This window comes from Paraburkholderia tropica, from assembly GCF_900109265.1.
Classification (GTDB): domain Bacteria; phylum Pseudomonadota; class Gammaproteobacteria; order Burkholderiales; family Burkholderiaceae; genus Paraburkholderia; species Paraburkholderia tropica.
The window spans coordinates 335177-356654 of sequence record NZ_FNZM01000002.1; the positions used below are offsets into that span (position 1 = coordinate 335177).

At 67.9% G+C, this 21478-nt stretch carries 12 protein-coding genes; 4 read left to right on the top strand and 8 right to left on the bottom strand.

Annotated features, from left to right (window positions below):
- The first annotated feature begins 165 nt into the window (after positions 1-165).
- Complete coding sequence (locus BMY06_RS03875; protein WP_080180179.1) at positions 166-1371, top strand: acyltransferase family protein; 1206 nt, start codon at positions 166-168, stop codon at positions 1369-1371.
- Positions 1372-1417: 46 nt separating this feature from the next.
- Here BMY06_RS03875 and BMY06_RS03880 read toward each other — a convergent pair whose 3' ends face one another.
- Positions 1418-2749 carry a glycosyltransferase gene (locus tag BMY06_RS03880; RefSeq protein WP_080180178.1) on the bottom strand — a complete coding sequence of 444 codons (1332 nt, stop codon included), beginning with the start codon at positions 2747-2749 and terminating at the stop codon, positions 1418-1420.
- Positions 2750-3064: 315 nt separating this feature from the next.
- Here BMY06_RS03880 and BMY06_RS03885 point away from each other — a divergent pair, with 315 nt between their 5' ends.
- Complete coding sequence (locus BMY06_RS03885) at positions 3065-4312, top strand: oligosaccharide flippase family protein (RefSeq protein ID WP_065065072.1); 1248 nt, start codon at positions 3065-3067, stop codon at positions 4310-4312.
- A gap of 87 nt (positions 4313-4399) precedes the next feature.
- Here the strand turns inward: BMY06_RS03885 and BMY06_RS03890 are convergent, their stop codons facing one another.
- Positions 4400-5566, bottom strand: coding sequence for a glycosyltransferase (locus BMY06_RS03890; protein ID WP_237181321.1), 1167 nt, complete (start codon positions 5564-5566; stop codon positions 4400-4402).
- Positions 5567-6021: 455 nt separating this feature from the next.
- Between BMY06_RS03890 and BMY06_RS03895 the strand changes: the two genes are divergently transcribed.
- Complete coding sequence (locus tag BMY06_RS03895; protein WP_244144287.1) at positions 6022-6981, top strand: glycosyltransferase family 2 protein; 960 nt, start codon at positions 6022-6024, stop codon at positions 6979-6981.
- A gap of 41 nt (positions 6982-7022) precedes the next feature.
- On the opposite strand, the gene aroG is transcribed toward BMY06_RS03895, so the two are convergent.
- From aroG to BMY06_RS03915, 4 genes are all read right to left on the bottom strand, one after another.
- Positions 7023-8096, bottom strand: coding sequence for a 3-deoxy-7-phosphoheptulonate synthase AroG (gene aroG / locus BMY06_RS03900; RefSeq protein ID WP_065057150.1), 1074 nt, complete (start codon positions 8094-8096; stop codon positions 7023-7025).
- Positions 8097-8561: 465 nt separating this feature from the next.
- Positions 8562-10028 carry a metalloprotease TldD gene (gene tldD / locus BMY06_RS03905; protein ID WP_065057151.1) on the bottom strand — a complete coding sequence of 489 codons (1467 nt, stop codon included), beginning with the start codon at positions 10026-10028 and terminating at the stop codon, positions 8562-8564.
- An 82-nt stretch (positions 10029-10110) separates the two neighbouring features.
- The gene (locus BMY06_RS03910) at positions 10111-10974 is read right to left on the bottom strand and encodes a carbon-nitrogen hydrolase family protein (RefSeq protein WP_065057152.1); all 864 of its coding nucleotides are present in this window, start codon (positions 10972-10974) and stop codon (positions 10111-10113) included.
- Between the two features lie 82 nt (positions 10975-11056).
- Positions 11057-15532 carry a YhdP family phospholipid transporter gene (locus BMY06_RS03915; RefSeq protein ID WP_074981580.1) on the bottom strand — a complete coding sequence of 1492 codons (4476 nt, stop codon included), beginning with the start codon at positions 15530-15532 and terminating at the stop codon, positions 11057-11059.
- A 397-nt stretch (positions 15533-15929) separates the two neighbouring features.
- On the opposite strand from BMY06_RS03915, the gene glnE reads away from it, so the two are divergent.
- Positions 15930-18794 (top strand): bifunctional [glutamate--ammonia ligase]-adenylyl-L-tyrosine phosphorylase/[glutamate--ammonia-ligase] adenylyltransferase, encoded by a 2865-nt coding sequence (gene glnE, locus BMY06_RS03920; RefSeq protein ID WP_074981582.1) that lies wholly within the window; start codon positions 15930-15932, stop codon positions 18792-18794.
- A gap of 23 nt (positions 18795-18817) precedes the next feature.
- Here the strand turns inward: glnE and recN are convergent, their stop codons facing one another.
- Complete coding sequence (gene recN, locus BMY06_RS03925) at positions 18818-20497, bottom strand: DNA repair protein RecN (protein WP_065057156.1); 1680 nt, start codon at positions 20495-20497, stop codon at positions 18818-18820.
- 59 nt (positions 20498-20556) lie between these two features.
- Positions 20557-21468 carry an NAD kinase gene (locus tag BMY06_RS03930; RefSeq protein ID WP_065057157.1) on the bottom strand — a complete coding sequence of 304 codons (912 nt, stop codon included), beginning with the start codon at positions 21466-21468 and terminating at the stop codon, positions 20557-20559.
- Between the last annotated feature and the right edge of the window lie 10 nt (positions 21469-21478).

The following is a 21478-nucleotide window of genomic DNA, read 5'->3' on the forward strand; positions in this document are numbered from 1 at the left end:
GGCGCACGCCGACAGGCGGGCTTGCGCAAGATGGGGTCGGCGAGCATGCCGCGCCGGATGACCGGGCGCGGGTCGGTCGGCGCGTCGTTGGCTAACGAAAGCGAAGCAGCGAAGCAAAGCAACGAATCAACCCCGCATCGGGGATCGCCATTGCGAGGAGGCGTCATGAATCTGTTGCGCGGCACGCCGCCCGCGGTGCGCGGACGATCGATCGAACTCGACTTCGTGCGCGGCATCGCGATCCTCGCGGTGATGGGCTTTCACTTTCATACGGTCCACACCGGCTACGCGTGGGTCGACATCCTCGAATATCCGCTCAAGAGCTTCGGTCACGAAGGCGTCAATCTGTTCTTCACGCTCTCGGGCTTTCTCGTCGGCGGCCTGTTGCTGCGGCAGTACGCGCAGAACGGACGCATCGCCGCGCGCCGCTTCATCGTGCGCCGCATCTTCAAGATCTGGCCCGCGTACTACGCGCTGATTCTCTTTCACGTGGTGTCCGGGCGGCATCCGCGCGACACCTTCCTGTGGCAGAACCTCACGCATCTGCAGAACTACTTCGGCACCTCGATTGCGCAGACGTGGAGCCTCGCCGTCGAGGAGCATTTCTATCTGTTCCTGCCCGCGCTGCTGATCGTGCTCGCGCATTTCCGGCTGCGCGCCAACGCGCTGATCGGCGTGATGGCCGTGCTGTGCACGCTCGTGCTCGGCGCGCGCAGCATCGCCGTGGCGAGCGGCAATCTCGACGCCGCGTTCAACTACACGCAGTACCGCATCGACAGCCTGCTGTTCGGCGTGATGCTCGCGACGGTCTACTGGATGAAGCCCGAGGTCTGGCGCGGGATCGCCGCGCGCAAGGGCTGGCTCGTGAGCGCGGTGCTGCTGCTCGTCGCGTGGCTCACGCTGGCGACGCGTCATGTGGCGCTCGACGAAAGCATCGGCTTCACGCTGCAGGCCGCGGGCTTCTGCGCGCTGCTCGTGCTCGTGCTCGAACATTCGGGCGGCTTGCGCGCGTCATGGCTGTATCGCGCGATTGCGTGGCTCGGCGTGTATTCGTATGGGATTTACCTCTGGCATTCGCTCGCGCTCGCGCCCGGCGATTTTCTGATCCGCAAGCTCGCCGCGCTGCACGTGCCCGCGCTGGCCGCGTGGCCGGTCGTGCTCGGCGCGCAGTTTTTCGTCGCGATCGTGCTCGGTTATGTGACGACGCGCGCAATCGAGTTTCCGTTCCTGCGTCTGCGCGATGCGGTGTTTCCCGACCGCCGTCCGGCCCGCGCGAGCGCGGCCTCCGCGCCGACCGCACCGGGTCCGGTCACGACCACGCCGGCTTCCGGCACGCCCGATGTCGACGGCAAGATAGGCGGCGTGGCGTGATGAATGCGCTCCCCTGAACGCGTTCGCTCCGCCCGCCTGAAAGCGCTCACACCATCGCGTCCTGCAACGTGTGCTTGAACTGATCGAGCGTGTTGCGCGCGAGCAGATGCGCGTCCATGCGCGCGATGCCCGCACCGGGCGCGCGCGCGTTCCAGCCCTGCGCGAGCGTGTCGATCGCGTGGGCGATGGTGGCGGGTTCGAGATCGTCGAGCAGCGGACCGAGCGCGCCGTCGCGGCAGAACCAGCCGATCAGGCCGTCGGCGCTCGCGAGCACCGGCTTGCCGAAGCGATACGCCTGCACCAGCACGCCGCTCATGCCGTAGTGCTTGTGGTAGCCGAGCCAGACGGCGTCGCAGGCGGAGAACAGATCGCGTTCCATGTCGTCGGGCACGAAGCGGTCGAAGATCACCGGCGCGGGCGTCAGATGCGGCGCGTGCGCGTTGATGAAGGCGCGCGTTTCGTCGTCCTGCTGACCGGCGATCACGAGGCAGGGCGCGTCGCCCTTGTGCATCAGCGCCTGCATCAGTTCGCGGATGCCCTTGCGCTCGCCGATCGCGCCATACACGAGCAGATAGCGCGTACGCGCATCGAGCCCGAGACGCGCGCGCGCGATCTGCGGATCGACGGCGTCGATCTCCGGAAACGGATCGGCGACGTAGGCGAGGCGAGTCGGGCGCGAATTCGCGTGCGACGTCGATTCGGGCGACGCAGCCGTGCGCGTCATGCGCGCGAGCCAGTCCGGCAGCGTCGGGTCGATGGTGAGCAGCGTGCGCAGACCGCGTGCGCGCAGACCGCGCCGGAACAGCATCGACTTCACGAGATCGACGAACGGACGGCGCGGCGTGCGCAGCCCGGCCTGCGCGTGATGGAAGGTCATGCCCATCACGATGGCGATCCACGGCGTCTTGCCGAAGGGCGTGTCGAGCGCCGCGAGCGTGTAGAAAAAGTAATCGGCGTAGGGCACGACCACGAGTTTCACGCGCGTCGTGCGGCTGATGTCGGCGAGCGCGCGCGCGTAGAAGTCGCGAAAGCGCATGTACACGCTGCACGCGTATTGCAGGCCGCGCGGCACCGTATGCAGATCGAGCAGCACGACGCGCAGATCGGGCCGCGCCTCGCGCAGGAGGCGCTGGACGAGCGGATGCTCGGCATACGCCGTGTCCGTGACGACGAGGCAGCGATGGCCGCCTTCCACGCAGGCCTGCGCGACCCATTCGACGTAGCGCCAGCGGTGGCCCGTGAAGTTGGGTTCGATGATCGCGATCCACTCGCCGTCGGCCGTCGTGCCGTCGCTGGCGGTGCCGCTCGAGGCGGCATCGGCTGAATCGACGTCATCGGCATCGTCACGGCGGTATCTGGCGATCGACACGGTTTCCATGTGGTCGGCCTGTCTGAGGATTGTGCGTTTCACCATAGCAGCGACGCGCGTGCGCCACGCGCCAAAATGCGGGCCGGGTTGGCCGAAAATGCCTGGCAGCTAGCGGTGGGTGCGCGGGCGGGTGCGCTATGCGGTACGCGCCACACGCCGCAACATCGCGCGTCCGATTCCGCCTGGCAGATGGCGTCTGGTGACATTTGCGCCGCGGTAACGTCCAGAGGTCGGCCCCGCGAGACCCAGGGCCGGCGCTGCGCGCCGTTCACGCGCGCATTGCACGAGCGAGTACGGCATCAGTACCGGATAAGGAGAAGCGGATTGCGCGCGATGCGGGTGCCGGCGTGGCCGGTCAAGGCGGGGTTCGGTCCCGGCGCGGCGACGTGGGTGTTGCTGCAGCAGGTCGTCGTGCGCGGCCTCGTGGCCGTCAAATTTCTGGTGATCGGGCGCATTCTCGGGCCGTCCGCGATCGGTCTCGCGAGCGTGGCGCTGCTCGCGGTCGCGATCGCCGAAGCGCTCTCCGACACCGGGCTTGCGCAGGCCGTGATCCAGGGGCCGACGCCGCCCACGCGCGATCAGACCGGTAGCGTCTGGACCACGCTCGCCACGCGCGGCCTGCTGATCGCGCTGCTGCTGGTCGCCTGCGCGCCGCTGATGGACGCGCAATTCCATCTCGGCGGCGCGCTCGGCCTCGTGCAGCTGGCGGCGCTGCTGCCGCTGTTGCGCGGCCTCGCGTCGCCGGCCTATTTCATTGCGCAGCGCGAGCGGCGCTTCCAGCATATCGCGGGCATCGAGATCGCCGCCGCGTGCGTCGATTGCACGGTCGGCGTGGGTCTCGCGCTCACGGGCATGGGGCCGTACGCGCTGTTGCTCGGCATGATGGTCGGCGAGGCCTTCAAGAGCGTGCTGACGTGGACCACGCTCGCGCCGCGTCCACCGATCCGGCTGCGCTGGTCGGGCATCGGCCATTACGTGGGGTTCTCGCGCTGGATCTGGGCGAGCAGCGTGATCATCCTCATCACCAACCAGTTCGACAAAGTGGTGGTCGGCAAGCTGCTCGGGCCGGCGCAACTGGGCGCATGGCAGATGTCGTCGAAGCTCGCGCAGATGCTGCTCGCCGATGCCGCCATCGCCATGTCGCAATATCTCTTTCCGACCTTCGCCGCGCATCATCGCGGCGGCGCGCAGGCGGCCGCGCGGCTGTTCCGCATCTACCTCGGCGTGACGGCGCTCGGTCTCGCCGTCGTGGTGATCGTGCTGCGATTCGCGGCCGAGCCGCTGTTCTCGCTCGTGCTCGGCGCGGCGTGGCTGTCGGCGGTGCCGCTGTTTCGCATCTTCGTCATCAACATGGCGATCAGCGCGCTGAATTCGGTGCTCGCGTCGTATGTGCGCGCGGTCGGCGATGCGCGCGCGGTCACGGTCGCCTCGCTGATCCAGGTCGCGACGCTCGCGGTGAGCGTGCCGATCGCCACGCAGCATTGGGGCGTGATGGGCATCGCGTGGTCGATGACGCTGGGCCTTGCGTCGGGCGCGGGCTGGATGCTGTATCGCGTGTGGCGCAAGCGCTGACGCTTGTGCACTGAGTGTCGATGCGCGTCGATGCGCGTCGATGTCGGGCGCGGCGTGCGGCGTGCGTCAAATGCGACTCAGACGCACTCAAGCCCGCAGCGACGCCTCGACGATTTCCGCAAGCTGATGCCCGAGCGTCGGCGTGTTGAGCCGGCAATAGGCCGCGTGCGCGGCCGTGGCCATCTCGCGCATCGTATCGGGCGGCAGCGCCCACGCGCGGCGCAGCGTGGCGGCGAGCGCGGCGACGCCGCCGTCGCGCCGGAACAGAAAACCGGTGTGGCCGTCTTCGACGTAGCCCGGCTCCGGTCCCATGTGCTGGCGCAGCCGGTTGTGCACGACGGGCGGCAGACTGAGCGCGAACATGTGCACGACCGACAGCCCCGCCGAGCCCGGATAGCAGCCCACGCGGCAGCGGCGGCTGATGGCGGCGATGGTGTCGTCGTCGTAGAGCGCGCCGTACCAGATCACGTCGCTGCGGTCGCGATAGCGGCGCTGCAGACTCGCGGCATGCTCGCCGCCGCCGACCACATGCAGCGCGATATCGCAGCCTTCGCGATGCAATTGCGCGATCACCTCGATCAAGCCCTCGATCTGCGAATTCTCGCGCAGCCGTCCGATGAAGAGCACGCCGTTTTCCGTGCCGGTTTTCGCGCTCGGCTCGACCGTCGACGAAACCTGGAGCGAGTTGTTGGCGACCACGAGCTTGCGCGCCGGGCAGCCGATGCGCACGAGCGAGCGCCGCGACGCCTCGGTATAGCAGACGTAACGCTGCGCGAGCGCGACCGCGATCCGGTAACAGAGCGTGCGCACGAATCCCGCATGCGTGTGGCGATACAGCCCCTGACCGTGGATCAGCACCGGCACGCGCATGGCGCGGCCCGCGATGAGCGCGAGCCAGAGCGAGAGATAGCGGACGTCGGCGAAAATCAGCACGGCGTCGGGACGTTCGAGAACGATGCGCGTGAGCACGCGGCTTTGCATGCGGATGCGCCGCGAGGACAGGCCCGCAATGCGCGTCTCGACGAATTCCTCGCAATCGGGCCGCTCGCGCGAAAAGCCGTTCGCCTCCATGCCTTCCGAGCACGCGAACACCTTCACGCAGAACAGGCGGTTCAGCGATTCGATCACCTCGACGCGATAGCGCGCGATCAACGGCTGCACGTAGAAGACGACCGGCCGGTCGCGCACGGCGCTGCGCGCCTCGTGGTCCTGTGCGTAGAGGCTCGTCCCGGAAGAAACGATCTTGTTTTCCACAGCCTGGCTCCAGCGTGCAGACGCGGTCAAAAGGGGACGAGTGTCTCGGGTAAGCGGAATTCAGCCGGTCAAATTTTCATATCCTCAGAATGTTGTAGGCGAGCCGTAGCAAAAGTGGAACCCGAAAATTTCTATTGAATCCGTGCCGCTCGCGAGGCCGCGCTATGGGCGATGCGGCATCGATAAACGCACGGAAAAAGTGCGAAAAATGGCGTAAACCGACCGGCAGATTGGCGGGATGGGCGCGTGCGAACGCGAGTGTCGCTTTGTGTTCGACAACGTTTCGTTGAATTCAGCCGATGAATAGAATGTTTCGGACAACTTCGTTCTGGCGACTCGGCGACGACCGCGACCTCGGGTAATCTCGGAGCAAGCGGAAGAACGTGCGCGCGATGTGCGTGGCGCAGACGACACGCGCAGCGACCGGCGTGTGCCCGGCGAATGCGGAGAAACCGATGACGATGATCACAGGCGATGCATCCCCACCTTCGTTCGTGGACGGCGCAACCACGCAGCACACGCGTGCGTCCGCTGCGACGGGCGCGCGCGTCGCCGTCGTGATCGCCACCAAGGGCCGCCCGGCCGCCACCGCGTTTGCCGTGCGCCTGCTCGCGCGGCAAACGGTGCCGCCCGCGCAGATCATTCTTTCCGCGAGCTGCGAAGACGATCTCGGTCCCTACGACGCCGAAGGTCTGCGCGTCGATGTGCTGATCGGCAGCGCGGGGTCGAGCGTGCAGCGCAATCGCGCGCTCGACGCGCTCGCGCCCGATATCGACATCGTGATTTTTCTCGACGACGACTTCGCGCCCGAGCGTCACTGGATCGCGCAATGCATCGAGGCGTTCGAGGCCGATAGCGGGCTTGTCGGCGTGTCGGGGCGCACGTTGCGCGACGGCGCACAAGGTCAGCCGGCGACGTGGGACGAAGCGCTCGCGCTCATCGACGGCGCGCACGACGAGGCGCGCCAGCGTCCGCCCTTGCGTGCGTGCGACGAGCTTTACGGCTGCAATATGGCGTGCCGCGCGCACGCGATCGCCGATCTGCGTTTCGACGAACGGCTCGTGCTGTACGGCTGGCTGGAGGACAAGGATTTTTCGCGACGCCTCGCGCGCAGCGGGCGGCTCGCATACTGCGACTATCTGCTCGGCGTGCATCTGGGCCTGCGCGGCGGGCGCGTCTCGGGACGCCGCTACGGCTATTCGCAGGTGGTCAACGCGATGTATCTGTGCCGCAAGGGCGTGATGTCGCGCAAGGAAACGGCGAGCAACATCGTGCGCGCGCTCGGTATGAACTGCCTGAAGTCGATGCGGCCCGAGGCGCATCTCGACCGGCGCGGACGCCTGATCGGCAACGTGATCGGCATTGCCGATCTGTGCATCGGCGCCGTGCGTCCGGAGCGCGCGGCGCGGCTTTGAAGCCTGCGCCGCGCGCGGTTTGCCGATGAAGGCGTTGCCGCTTAATTGCCGCTGCCGCGCGCGACGCGGCGCTGCTTGACGCTTTCCGCGAGACCTTCGAGCACGTTCACGCTGTCTTCCCAGCCGATGCACGCGTCCGTGATGCTCTGGCCATAGGTGAGCTCGCAACCTTCCTTGAGGTCCTGGCGGCCCGCCACGAGGTGCGATTCCACCATCACGCCGACGATGCGCTCGTCGCCCGCCGCGATCTGGCGGCCGATGTCGGCGCACACGGGAATCTGGTTCTCGTGCTTCTTCGAGCTGTTGGCGTGGCTCGCGTCGATCATCAGACGCGCGGCCAGACCCGCCTTGCCGATGTCGGCGCACGCGGCGTTCACGCTTTCCGCATCGTAGTTCGGCGTCTTGCCGCCGCGCAGGATCACGTGGCAGTCCTCGTTACCTGCCGTCGAGACGATGGCCGAGTGGCCGCCCTTCGTCACCGAGAGGAAATGGTGCGGCTGCGACGCGGCCTTGATCGCGTCGACGGCGATCTTCACGTTGCCGTCCGTGCCGTTCTTGAAGCCGACCGGGCAGGAGAGGCCCGACGCCAGTTCGCGGTGCACCTGCGACTCGGTCGTGCGCGCGCCGATCGCGCCCCACGAGATCAGGTCGGCGATGTACTGCGGGCTGATCATGTCGAGGTATTCGGTGCCCGCGGGCAGGCCCAGTTCGTTGATCGAGACGAGCAGTTCGCGCGCCGTGCGCAGGCCGTCGTTGATCTTGAAGCTGTTGTCCATGAACGGGTCGTTGATGAGACCCTTCCAGCCCACCGTCGTGCGCGGCTTTTCGAAGTACACGCGCATGACGATCTCGAGTTCGTTCTTGAAGCGCTTGCGCTCCTCTACGAGGCGCTTCGCGTACTCGACCGCCGCCTTCGTGTCGTGAATCGAGCACGGTCCGACGATCACGATCAGACGGTCATCCATGCCGTGCAGGATGCGGTGCATCGCGCGGCGCGATTCGTAGATCAGCGTCGAAGCGGCTTCCGAGCACGGGAATTCGCGGATCAGGTGCGCGGGCGGCGTCAGCTCCTTCAGTTCGCGGATACGGACATCGTCGGTGTTGTGCGGGGGCATGTTGTTTTCTCCTGATCCTGGGTGCGTAGCGTGCGTCGGTCGGACGGTGCTTCAAAAATCGGTTAGATGAAAATGCGGCTCTGAGGCAATGCACGAAAAGTGCGGGACGAAAAAAAACCGCCAGGCTTTGCTGGCGGTTTCTCGTGTGTTCGGGGTCCTGCGCGTACTATCAACCCTCTCGATCCGCCAGCGGTCTGAGATACCAAAAGAAGTAAAAATAAAACTTCGTGGCGAACATGGCGGATTGGGTGTCTTTAAAACGGTTTCGCTGAAAAAGCGTTCGTTACGTCGAAAAGGGTGATTGCCTTTATACCCCGGCGCTCTCGCGGCTGGCAAGCGGGTTTGCGAGAAAAAGCGGATTATCCGCGCAATTGCGCGGTGCGATGCAGAAAATCCGCGTGGCGGTGCGGAATTTCCGCATCGCCACGCATCGCGCGCCTGGACTGACCTGCGCGCGCGCCTGCCTTAAACCGTGCCGCCGACCGTCATGCGGTCGATGCGCAGCGTCGGCTGGCCGACGCCCACCGGCACGCTCTGGCCCTCCTTGCCGCACACGCCCACGCCCGAGTCGAGGCGCATGTCGTTGCCGATCATGCTCACGTACTTGAGCGATTCCGGGCCGCTGCCGATCAGCGTCGCGCCCTTCACGGGGTAGGTGATCTTGCCGTTCTCGATCATGTACGCCTCGGACGCCGAGAACACGAACTTGCCGTTCGTGATGTCGACCTGGCCGCCGCCGAAGTTCACGGCGTAGAGGCCGTTCTTCACCGAGGCGAGGATTTCCTGCGGGTCCTTGTCGCCGTTCAGCATGTAGGTGTTGGTCATGCGCGGCATCGGCAGCGCGGCGTACGACTCGCGGCGCGCGTTGCCGGTCACCGGCATCTTCATCAGGCGCGCGTTGAGCGAATCCTGAATGTAGCCCTTGAGAATGCCGTCCTCGATCAGCGTCGTGCACTGCGTCGGGTTGCCTTCGTCGTCGATGTTGAGCGAGCCGCGGCGATTCGGAATCGTGCCGTCGTCGACCACGGTGACGCCCTTGGCCGCCACGCGCTGGCCGATCTGGCCCGCGAACGCCGACGAACCCTTGCGGTTGAAGTCGCCTTCGAGACCATGGCCGATGGCTTCGTGCAGCAGCACGCCGGGCCAGCCCGGCCCGAGCACGACGGTCATCGCGCCCGCGGGCGCCGGACGCGCTTCGAGGTTCACGAGCGCCGCGTGCACGGCGTCGTCGACGTATTTGCTGAGCACGTCGTCGGTGAAATAGCCGTAGTCGTAACGGCCGCCGCCGCCGCCGCTGCCCACTTCGCGGCGGCCGTTCTGTTCGGCGATCACCGTGACCGAGACGCGCACGAGCGGACGGATGTCGGCGGCGAGCGCGCCGTCGCTGCGCGCGACCAGCACCACGTCGTATTCGCCCGCGAGACCCGCCATCACCTGGGTGATGCGCGGATCGCGCCCGCGCGCCATCTGCTCGATGCGTTCGAGCAGCTTGACCTTTTCGGTGGCTTCGAGCGAGCCGAGCGGGTCGGAGGGCAGATACAGATCGCGGCCCGCGATGCCCTTGAGCGAGGTGGCCACCTTGATCTTCTGCTTGCCGCCGCCGGCCTGGGCGATCGAACGCGTGGCGATGGCCGCCTGGCGGATTGCTTCGGGCGAGAGGTCGTCGGAGTAGGCGAACGCGGTGCGCTCGCCCGAGACCGCGCGCACGCCCACGCCCTGGTCGATGCTGAAGCTGCCCGACTTCACGATGCCTTCTTCCAGGCTCCACGCTTCGCTGCGGGTGGTCTGGAAGTAGAGGTCGGCGTAGTCGATGCGGTGCGTGAAGATCTCGCCGAGCGTGCGCGTGAGCACTGCCTCGTCGAGGCCGTAGGGCGTGAGGAGCAAGTCCTTCGCGGTCGCCAGATTGCGGATGCCGGGTTCGATGATGTTCATGCGCTCAGTGGGATCAATCGATGAGTCTGTGAAGGAAGATTCGGGCGCGGTGCGCTCAATTCAAGTGGCGCGCCCGGGTTCGTCAGGCACGGTCGAGCACGCGATGCCGCCACGCAGGCAGGCTCGCGCGCACGGCGGCGATACGGTCGAGGTCGAGGTTGCCGATCACCACGCCGGGGTTTTCGTCGAGCACGTCGACGACTTCGCCCCACGGGTCGATCAGCATGCTGTGGCCCCAGGTGCGGCGGCCGTTCTCGTGCGTGCCGCCCTGCGCCGCGGCGAGCACGTAGCACTGGTTCTCGGTCGCGCGGGCGCGCAGCAGGATCTCCCAGTGCGCGCGGCCCGTGGTGTACGTGAACGCCGACGGCACGACCATCAGCGCGCAGCCGTCCGGGCCGCCCATGCGGCGGTACAGCTCGGGAAAGCGCAGATCGTAGCAGACCGACAGGCCCACGCGGCCGAACGGCGCATCGAAGGTCTGCACCTCGGTGCCGGGGCGGATGGTGCGCGCCTCGTCGAACGATTCGGCGCCTTTCTCGAAGTTGAACAGGTGAATCTTGTCGTAACGCGCGCGCTCCGCGCCGCTCGGGTCGAACACGAGCGTGGTGTTGAGCACGCGGGTTTCCTCGGGCGCTTTCAGCGGCAGCGTGCCGCCGATGATCCATACGCCGTGGCGCTGCGCGGCATCGGCGAGAAAGCGCTGGATCGGGCCGTCGCCGTAGGCTTCGCGGATCGCGAGCTTGTCGGTGTCCTTGTGGCCCATGAAGCAGAAGTACTCCGGCAGCAGCACGAGCTGCGCGCCCTGCGCGGCGGCGTCGGCGATCAGGCGTTCGGCTTCGGCGAGATTGCGCGCCGGATCGGGCGTGCTGACCATCTGCAGCGCCGCGACGCGGAACGGGGTGATCGGTGGGGTGGACGGGGCGGCGTGGGAGGGAGATTCGCTCATCGGCGGCTCGTGAGTGGACGGTGTTCGTTGCCGGCCCGTTCGGGCGGCCGCGCCAGCAAGGAGGAGTTCCGTGATCCGGACCTCAATGCGCCGCCGCCGGGACCTGCGTGTCCATCTTACCCTGATCGCCGCGCAGACGCTCGACGTGGGGTTTGGCCCAGGAGCCCGTGATCGCGTAGCCGCGCGCGAACGCCGACTCGACCGTGTGCGAGAGCGCGATGTCGCCGGCCAGCGCCGCGAGACCGAGCAGCGGATTGATGATCGCGGCGACCACCACGCCCGCGCCCGCGCTCACCGTGGGCACGACATGCACGCGCAGGTCCTGGGTTTCGTGCGCGAGATCGACGGTGCCCTGCATCTGCGCGCGGCCCGGCGCGGTGACGAGCCGGAAGTCGCTGGTGCGGCCGATGCCGTTCTCGATCTGCCCCGTGCCCGTGATGCTCGTGAAGGGCAGGCCCTGGCCGATCACGTCGCGGAAGTCCATGGTCGCGAAGCGCGCGAGGCTTTGCAGGCTCAGCACGCCGAGCAGCGTGGCCACGCCCTGATCGATCTTGAGGATCTGGCCGTGGCGCAGGTCGAGCGCGAGATTGCCGTTGAGCGTCGGGAAGTCGATCTTCGAGGGGCCGCCGCGCCAGACCAGATTGCCGCTCAGCGTGCCTTCGCCGTTCTTGACGGCGTGCGCCACGCCCGCGCGTTCGAGCAGCTTGCCCGCGTCCTTGATATCGACGTGGAAATCGAGCGCGGTGCGGCGCGGCGTCTGCGAGGCGCCGCCGGCCGTGTCGGCAGGCGCGGTTTCGTCGCCGATCGCGCGCCAGTTTTCGGTGGCCGTGAAGTGCGCGTCCGGGTTCAGGATGTCGAGCTTGTCGAGCTGCCAGACCGGCACGCCGTTCTCGTCGTAGTTGTGCGCGTTGATCTGCAGGCGGCCGAGGTCGCGGCCGCGCACGATCAGCTGGTTCACCACGAGGTCGATCGACGGCATGTTCTGCGCGGGCTGCGAAACGGCCTGGCCGAGCAGGTCGTTTTCGGTCGCGGCGGGCACGACCAGACGCGCGAGGCGCGCTTCGAGCGTGCCCGGCGATCCCGGCACGGCGCCCGGTTTCCACGAGACGTGGCCCGAGACCTGGTTCGAGGCGAGATTGGCCTGCCATTCGTTGCCGTGCTCGCCGCTGCGCGAGGCGCCGACGATCACGTTTTCCCAGTGGCGCTTGAGCAGCGTCAACATGCCGACGTGGACCGCGAAGCGCGACGGCAGGTACTGCGCGAACGCGCCGGCGGGGGCGAGCGGGGCGGCGGCAACGTTTGCCGCGCTGGCCGCCGTGTTGGCCGACGCCGTGTTCGGCGCATTGACCGACGCGCCGCTCGCCGGATTCGCCACGGCGTTGGCCGCGCTCGTCGCGGCGGGGCTGGAGGCGCCGTTCGTCATGGCCGTCGCGGCCGCGTTCGCCGGTGCGCCGGTGCTGGCGGCTTCGCGGTGATCGGCTCGATCGGCATGTTCCGCCGCAGCGGTTGTGTTGCTCGCTGCCGCCTTGCCGCGCAGTTGCTGGACTACGAGGCGCCAGGCGTCGGCGTCGAAGGCGGGCAGGTCGACGGCCGCCGTCACGCCTTCGGCGGGCAGATCCGCAGGCTTGTTCATGCCGATCGCGCCGCGCACCACGTCCGGCACATGGCCCGGATTGCGCCGCAGCACGTAACGCGCCGCGAGCGGGCCGAGCGTGAGTTCCGCGTGCTGATAATTCGCGGCGTCGGTGGCGCCGGCGACCGTGCCCGCGTCGCCCGCGTCGCCGGTGCCCGGTTGCAGATCGAAGCGCAGCGGCATCTGCGCGCCCGCGGCCTTGCCGAACGGCGCGGGCAGGTCGATCGCGAGATCGGTGAGATCGGAACTCGCCTTCACGTCGGGCAGATGGCCGCGCGCGCCGTCGACCGAAAGCGAGTAGGGCGCCGTGCCCGAGAAGCGGTCGAGCACCGCCGCCGCCGTGCCGTGCAGATTGAGCCCGCGCGCCGCATCGACGGCCACGTTGCCCGCCACGTCCAGCTTGTAGCGGCCGTCCTCGCGCAGCCCGCCGTTCGCGCGCAGGTCGCCGCCGAGGAAGCGGCCCGTGAGGCGCTCGACCTGGGCGCTGCGGTTCGTGAAGCGCACCTTGCCGTTGAGCGCGGAGAGCGGCGGCACGTTGTCGGCGGCCAGCGTGTTGTTCTCGAAGCCGATCGCGCCGGCCACCAGCACCTTCGGCATCGGCTTGCGCGGGATCGTGAGCTTGAGCGCGAGCGTGGCCGGCCCTTGCGCGCGCACCTTTGCGGGCGCGTGCTTCGAGAGCGCGCCGATCGAGCTGTTGTCGGCATAGGCGAGCAGGTCGGCGAGCGGCCCGCGGCCCGCGCCCTGGATCACGAGGTCCGAGCCCTTGACGCCCAGTTCGTCGATGCGGCCGTTCACGTCGCGCAGCACGAAGTCGCGGTAATGGCCGCGCGCCACGTCGAAGCGCAACTGCTTTTCCTTGAGCGTGAACACGCCGTCGATGCCGTCGAACGCGGGCCACACATTGGGCACGCCGTTGCGCATGGTCTTGGGCGGATACGGCGACGGATCGAAACGGCCGTTCTGGAACGGCGCGACGATGCGGAACTGGCCCGCGTCCGGATCGCGCGAATAGGGGAATTTGGCGAGGTCGCCGTGAATCTCGATGGTCGCGCCTTTCGAGATGCCCGCCTGCAGCCCGTGGCCAAGATAGATGCGCGTTTTCTCGCTGATGCTGGTGGGTAGATAGCGCGCGATGGCGTTGACCTTGGCCTCGTCGAAATGCGCGACGAGGTCGAGCGCGCCGCGACCGTGGCCCGGATTCGTGTAGTGCGCGGTCATCCTGGCGCTTGCGTCCGGGTTCTGCACGCCCAGCTCGGTCACGTCGACGGCGAAGGCCTTGAGCTTGTCGCCCGGATTGCGCTGCGCGGCCACGGTCCACTTTGCCGTGCCGTACAGACGGTCGAAGGTCAGGCGCGGGTCGTCGAACACGCCCGGCAGCGTGACTGCCGACTTCGAGGCGTCGAGGCGGATCGTGCCGTGCGACTCGTCGGCGTCGATATGCCCCCAGAGATTTTCGAAGCCCGGCAGGCCCGCGCGCGGGTGATTGCGCGGCGTGAGGCCCGGCCCCGGTTCCTGCGCCGCCACGCTGATGCCCTGCAGGTCGCCCTTGAAGCGGTAGTGCAGGATCGGCTCCGCCGCCGTCGAGCGCTGCTCGGTGGCCGCTTCGCCCGCTTCGGGCGCGGCGCGTTCGAGCGCGAGTTCGTAATCGGCGACGAGCCCTTGCGGATTGAAGCGCACCAGCGCGTTCAGCACGCGGCTGGGCAGCGGCAGCGCGCGCATGAACTCGGCGAGGATGCCGAGGTCGATGCGGTCGCCGCGCACGCTCACGAGCTGGCCCGCCTGCAGCGTCTGCTGGCGAAAGCGCGCGTCGAGCGTGGTGAGCGCGAGCGTGCGCACGAGCGGCGTGCCGTCTTCGAGCGGCGGCTGGCCGAGTTCGGCGTGGAAGTCGCGCAGTTGCAGCGTGAAGTCGCCGGGCGCGAGACCCATGCGCCAGTTGAAGCCGGCGACCGGCAGATCGAGGAGAGGCTGCGTGGGCTTCACGCGCAGCGCGATCGTGTTGCCGCTCAGCACGCCGTCGGCGGACTGGATGCGGCCGTTCTCGAAATGCGCCCAGATGGTGTTGTCGATGCGTCCCGCATAGGTCGTGATCGGCAGCGGAACGTAGCGCGCGAGCGTGGGCAGATCGACGGGGCCGGTCGACACATAGGCGTTGCCGCTCCAGGTGTTCGGCTTGCCGGCGGGCGCGAGGCGCGAGTGCTTGAACTGCGCGCGGAAATCGAGCGGACCGTGCAGCACCGTGCCCTCGGCGGGCGCCTGCAGCGCGATGCGGTGATCGTAACCGTCATTGAGAATCGCGAGGCGGATGTCGGACAGCTTCAGCTCGGGCGCGTCGCGCGTGGCGTCGGCCCAGCGCAGCGTGCCGCCGCGCAGCACGATGGCTTCCTGGCGCATCAGCCAGGTCGTGAACGTGGCGTTGCCGGTATGCGCGGTGGGTACGGGCACGCCCGCGACTGTGAGCGTGCCGTCGTCTTCGCGCGTGATCAGCACGTCGGGCCGCTCGACGATCATGCTCGACAGCAACGGCTCGAACAGCACGAGCGAGCGCCACGACACCGAGGCGGTCGCGTGCGGCACGTTCAGCGCGAGCTGGCCCTGGCGATTGCGGATCGTGAGGTCGGCCACGTCGATGCCGGGCTGGAAGCCGGACCAGTGCGGCGAGAGTTTGCCGATGCGGAAATCGGCGTGGATCTTGTCGGAAACGAGCTTTTCGATGCGCGGACGGAAGTCGTCCACATGCGGCAGCACGACGTAGCGCAGACCGAGCAGCAGCACCGAAACGATGAAATACAGGACGAGCGCGATGCACGCCAGCACGCGCAGCGTGTGACGGAGTACCGGGTGGTGATGCTGGGAGCCCGCGTCTGCACTTTCCCGGCTGGCGTGTCCGGTGGGGTGCGGGCCGGCGGGGTCGTTACGCTCGGACATGCTGCGGCGGGTGGGGTATGGTAGCGTTGCGATCTGACGACGAAATGTATCACACAGGGCCGTATACAAGGCCATCCGGGGAAGCCGGGATGGCCGGTGGCGCGCGGCGTTTTACATGACGGGCAGGGCGGGTGGCGCGCACTTCGGTGTCCGGCGCAACGTTGCGGGCGAGGCGCCTGCGCACAGGCTCGGGGCCTCGCATTTGCAAGCCTTGCAACGGAACGTCACAGCAAAACTTCATGGCGGATCCTCGTGCGCGTCATCTTCGTCGCTTCGCGGTTCGCGCGTGTTTTGCGTGCGTCCCACGTGCGTCCCGTGTATTTTCCCTTTCCCGTGCATCTTTCATCCGCGCGATCATCGACGTTTATCTCCGCTTATTCCGCCGGGCCAGGCTTTCATGACTGACATTCCCCTTCTGAGTTCCAGTTATTCGCGCTATGCGGCGCGCGCTTATGCGGCCCGTCCCGGCCTCGAAGCCCAGGTCGAAGCGCTCGCCGCCGCGCCGCTCACGCGCGAGCGCATCGTCGCGCGGCTCGACGCGCTGTGCGCGCAGGCGAGCGGCCAGACGCGTGACGCAGCAAGCGGCGCACCTGCTCAGGCAGACGCTCAAGCAGCACCGGCCGCACCGATCGCACCGACCGCCCTCACCGACGAACAGTTGAAAACCGCGCTGCGCCAGTTGCGCGTGGAAGTGATCTGCGCGGTGATGGAGCGCGATCTCGGCGGTGTCGCCGACGTCGCCGAAGTCACCGGCACGATGACCGATTTCGCGGAAGTCACGATCCAGCGCGCGCTGGCGGTCGTGAGCGCCGATCTCGAAACCGTGTTCGGCGAGCCGCGCGGCCCGAACGGCGAAAAGCTCACGCTCGGCGTGGTCGGCATGGGCAAGCTCGGTGGGCGCGAGCTCAATGTGTCGTCGGATATCGACCTGATCTTCGTCTACGAAGACGACGGCGAAACCACCGGCGGCCAGCGCTCGCCGATCGCCACTCAGGATTACTTCACGCGCGTGGGCAAGCGGCTGATCGGCGCGCTCTCGGACGTGACCGCGGACGGCTTCGTGTTCCGCGTCGACATGCGGCTGCGGCCGAACGGCGACTCGGGCCCGCTCGTGTGCAGCCTCGGCATGCTGGAGGAATATTTCTACGTGCAGGGCCGCGAGTGGGAGCGCTACGCGTGGATCAAGGGGCGGCTGGTGTCGGAGCGCGAAAGCGACAGCGCGCAGCGCCTCGCCACGCAACTCGATTCGCTCGTGAAGCCCTTCGTGTACCGGCGTTACCTGGATTTCGGCGTGATCAGCGCGATCCGCTCGCTGCATCTGCAGATCCGTCAGGAAGCGCAGCGCCGCGCCATGATGCGCCCCGACAAGGCCGACGACATCAAGCTCGGGCGCGGCGGCATCCGCGAAATCGAATTCAGCGCGCAGGTGTTCCAGCTGATTCGCGGCGGCCAGGACGCGGGCTTTCGCGTGCGCCCGACGCTCGCCGTGCTCGGCTACGCGGCGGCGCGCGGCTTGATCGCGCCCGAGGTCTGCCACGACCTCACGCTCGCCTATAACTTTTTGCGCGAGCTGGAGCACCGCCTGCAATACCGCGACGACGCGCAGACGCACGCGATGCCCGTCGACGACGCCGAACGCGCGGCGCTCGCGAAGTCGATGGGATTCGCCGACTACGCCACGCTGATGAGCGTGCTCGACGCGCACCGCGAAAAGGTCGAGCACCAGTTCGACCAGATTTTCTCCGACAAGGTGGCCGGCGAAAGCGGCTGCGGCGCGCCCGAGGACGGCGCGGCGGCGTGGGTGTGGAGCGGCGCGCTCGCCGAGGAAAGCGCGGACGGCGCCCTGCTCGAACGTCTCGCGGAACTCGGTATCGACGATCCGGCGCCGCTGCTTGCGCGCCTGCGCGGGCTGTGGACCTCGGCGCGCTACACGGGCCTGCCCGAAAAGAGTCGCGAGCGCTTCGACGTCGTCGCGCAGCGCGCGCTCGACGCGGCGCGCACGCTGGAGCCGCGCGCGCGGCGCGGCGTCACGCTCGCGCGCATGTTCGACCTGCTCGAAACGGTGATCCGGCGCGGCGCCTATCTCGCGCTGCTGACCGAATACCCGGATGCGCTCGACCGCGTGCTCAAGGTGCTCGGCGCGTCGCGCTGGGCGTCGGGCTATCTGATTCGCCATCCGCAACTGCTCGATGAACTGCTCGACGACGAGGCGATTTCCTCGCCGTTCGACTGGCCCGAGTTTTCGCGCCTGCTGCGCGCGCGCCTCGCGGCCGCCGCCGACGTCGAGCAGCAAATGGACTTGCTGCGCCACGCGCACCAGGCCGAAGTGTTCCGCATCCTGCTCAACGACCTGGCCGGACGGCTCTCGGTCGAGCACGTGAGCGACCGCCTCTCGGAACTCGCCGACGCGGTGCTCGACGCGACCATCGAAACCGTCTGGAAGCAGTTCGCGAAACGCCACCGCGAGGTGCCGCGCTTCGCGGCGATCGCGTACGGCAAGCTGGGCGGCAAGGAACTGGGCTACGCGTCGGACCTCGACATCATCTTTCTCTACGACGACGAGGACGAGCGCGCCGCCGAAATCTACGCGACTTTCGCGCGCCGCCTGATCACCTGGCTCACGACCGCGACGGGCGCGGGGACGCTGTTCGACGTCGATCTGCGGTTGCGGCCGAACGGCGAATCGGGGCTGCTCGTCACCGATCTCGACGCCTTCCGCCGCTATCAGCTACGCGAAGGCGACGCCGCGAATACGGCGTGGGTGTGGGAGCACCAGGCGCTGACGCGCGCGCGTTTTTCGGCGGGCGACGCGGGCATCGGCCATGCGTTCGAGGCGATCCGCGTGCAGGTGCTCACCACGCCGCGCGACGCCGCGCCGCTCGCGCAGGAGATCGTGCAGATGCGTCAGCGCGTCGAGGACGGCCATCCGAACCGCACCGAGCTGTTCGATCTGAAGCACGATCGCGGCGGCATGGTGGATATCGAATTTCTCGTGCAGTACTGGGTGCTGCTGCACGCGGCGCAGGACCCGGAGCTGATCCGCAATACAGGCAATATCGCGCTGCTGCGCGAGGTGTCGCGCTTCGGGCTGATGAGCGAGGCGGAGGCGGACACGATCGGCGCGGCGTACCGGCTGTATCGCAAGCTGCAGCATCAGCTGCGGCTCGACGGCATGGAGACGGCGCGCGTGGATCCGGCGCGCGTCGAGCGCGAGCGCGAGACCGTGCTCGCGTTGTGGAAGCGGGTGTTTGGGGAGGCGTGAGGGAGAAATGTCAGGCTGCCAACCTAAGCCGCCAACATCTCCTTCGCATGCCGCCGCGTGGTCGCGGTGATCTCCAGCCCGCCGAGCATGCGCGCGACTTCTTCCACGCGGCCCGGCTTGTCGAGCGGCGTGACGACCGACACCGTGCCGCCGTTGCCGTCGCCGGACTTCGACACCTGGAAATGGTGATCGCCGCGCGCGGCCACTTGCGGCAGGTGCGTGACGCACAGCACCTGGCGCGCTTGCCCGAGTTGATGCAGCAGACGGCCGACCACTTCGGCCACGCCGCCGCCGATGCCCGTGTCCACTTCGTCGAAGATCAGCGTGGGCGTGGGGCTCGCGGCGCTGGCGATCACGGCGAGCGCGAGGCTGATACGCGCGAGTTCGCCGCCCGAAGCGATCTTCGCGAGCGGGCGCAGCGGCACGCCCGCGTGGCCCGCGACGCGGAACTCGATCTGCTCAAGCCCGTGCTGGCCGCCGATCGGCTCGCCATTCGAGCCGTTGCCGAGCGGCACGAGCGCCACTTCGAAACTGCCGCCCGCCATCGACAATTCCTGCATGCCTTGCGTGACCGCTGCGCCGAGCGCCTGCGCGGCCTTGGCGCGCGCTTTCGACAGCCGGCGCGCTTCGGCGAGATAGGCGTTCTGCGCTTTGTCCGCGGCGGCGCGCAGGCCGTCGAGGTCGGAGGCGGCGTCGAGCGCGGCGAGTTGCTGGCGGCGCGCCGCGTGTTCGTCGGGCAGCGACTCGGCCGGCAGACGGAATTTGCGCGACGCCGAATGCAGCGCATCCAGACGGTGTTCCACCTGCGCGAGCCGGTGCGGATCGAGGTCGAGACGCTGCGCGTAATGCGAGAGCGAATAGGACGCTTCCTGAAGCTGGATGGCGGCCGGTTCGAGCGCGGCGAGCGCGTCGTTGAGTTCGTTGTCGACTTCGGCGAGGTCGCGCAGCTTCGAGACGATCGAGTTCAGATGCGAAATCATCGCGTCGTCGGATTCGGAGAGCGCCGCGAGCGCGCCTTGCACGCCGTCGATCAGATTCGCGGAATTCGAGAGCCGCGTGTGCTCCGCGTTCACTTCTTCCCATTCGCCCGGCTGCGGCGCGAGCTTGTCGAGTTCGGCGAGCTGCCACGCGAGACGCTCGCGCTCCAGTTGCAGCTCGCGGTCGCGCGACATGGCGGTCTGCACGGCCAGACGCGCGTCGCGCGCATCGCGCCACGTGCGCGTGACGGCGGCGGCGAGGTCGGTGATGCCCGCGTGCGTGTCGAACAGCTCGCGCTGCGCGTCGGGGCGCATCAGCAGTTGATGCGCGTGCTGACCGTGAATGTCGACGAGCCGTTCGCCCACATCGCGCAACTGCGCGAGCGTGGCGGGCGTGCCGTTGATGAAGGCGCGCGAGCGGCCGTTGCTGTCCACGACGCGGCGCAGCATGACGACGCGCTCGCCGTCGGGCAGCGCGAGCGCCTGCTCGTCGAGCCATTGCTGAATGTGCGGCGGCGTGTCGAATTCGGCGGTGATGTCGGCGCGGCTTTCGCCCGTGCGCACGACGCCCGCGTCGGCGCGCGCGCCGAGCGTGAGCGCGAGGGCGTCGATGAGAATCGACTTGCCGGCGCCCGTCTCGCCGGAGAACACGGAAAAACCGCTGTCGAATTCGAGGTCGAGCGCGGCGACGATCACGAAGTCGCGTATCGAAAGGTGGCGGAGCATGGCGTCTTGGGTCGGGCTGGCGTGCCGTTTATACAGGGTTGTGGCGGTTTTGGGCGCGGTTAGTCCTGCGGGTCGTCCTGCAGCGACGGATGCTCGTTCCAGTGCAGCTTCTTGCGCAGCGTACGGTAGTAGCTATAGCCGACCGGATGCAGGAAGGGCACGGTATGGCGCGAGCGGCGCACCTCGATGACGTCGTTCAGTTCGACGGCCGTGAACGACTGCATGTCGAAATTCACGTTGACGTCGCGGCCCGCGACGATCTGGATGCTCACCTTGCAGTCGTCGGGCAGCACGATCGGGCGGTTCGAGAGCGCGTGCGGCGCGATCGGCACGAGCACGATGCCCTGCAGCTGCGGATGCAGAATCGGCCCTTGCGACGAGAGCGCGTAAGCCGTGGAGCCCGTGGGCGTGGCGACGATCAGGCCGTCCGAGCGCTGGTTGTACATGAAGCGGCCGTCCACGTGCACGCGCAGCTCGGCCATGCCGGAGAAGCCGCTGCGGTTCACCACCACGTCGTTGAACGCGAGCGCCTGATAGATCGGAGCGCCGTCGCGCGTGATGCGCGATTCGAGCAGCGAGCGCTCCTCGCGCTCGAAGCTGCCCGCGAGCAGTTGCGGCACGATCTCCTGCATGTCGGAGAACGGAATGTCGGTGATAAAGCCGAGCCGCCCATGGTTGATGCCGATGAGCGGCGTGCGGTAGGGTGCGAGCTGGCGGCCGATGCCGAGCATCGTGCCGTCGCCGCCGAGCACCACGGCCACGTCCGCGCGCGCGCCGATTTCGGCGGGCTGGAGCGACGGATAGCCGGTGGCGCCGATTTCCTGGGCGGTCTGCGCTTCGAACACGACGTCGAAGCCGCGTTGCGAAATGGTCTGGGCGAGCGCCATCAGCGGCTCGCCGATGCCTTGGGTGTTGCTGCGCCCGACGAGCGCAACCGTCTTGAACTGGCTCTCAATCTTCTGGATCTGCATGCCGCAATTA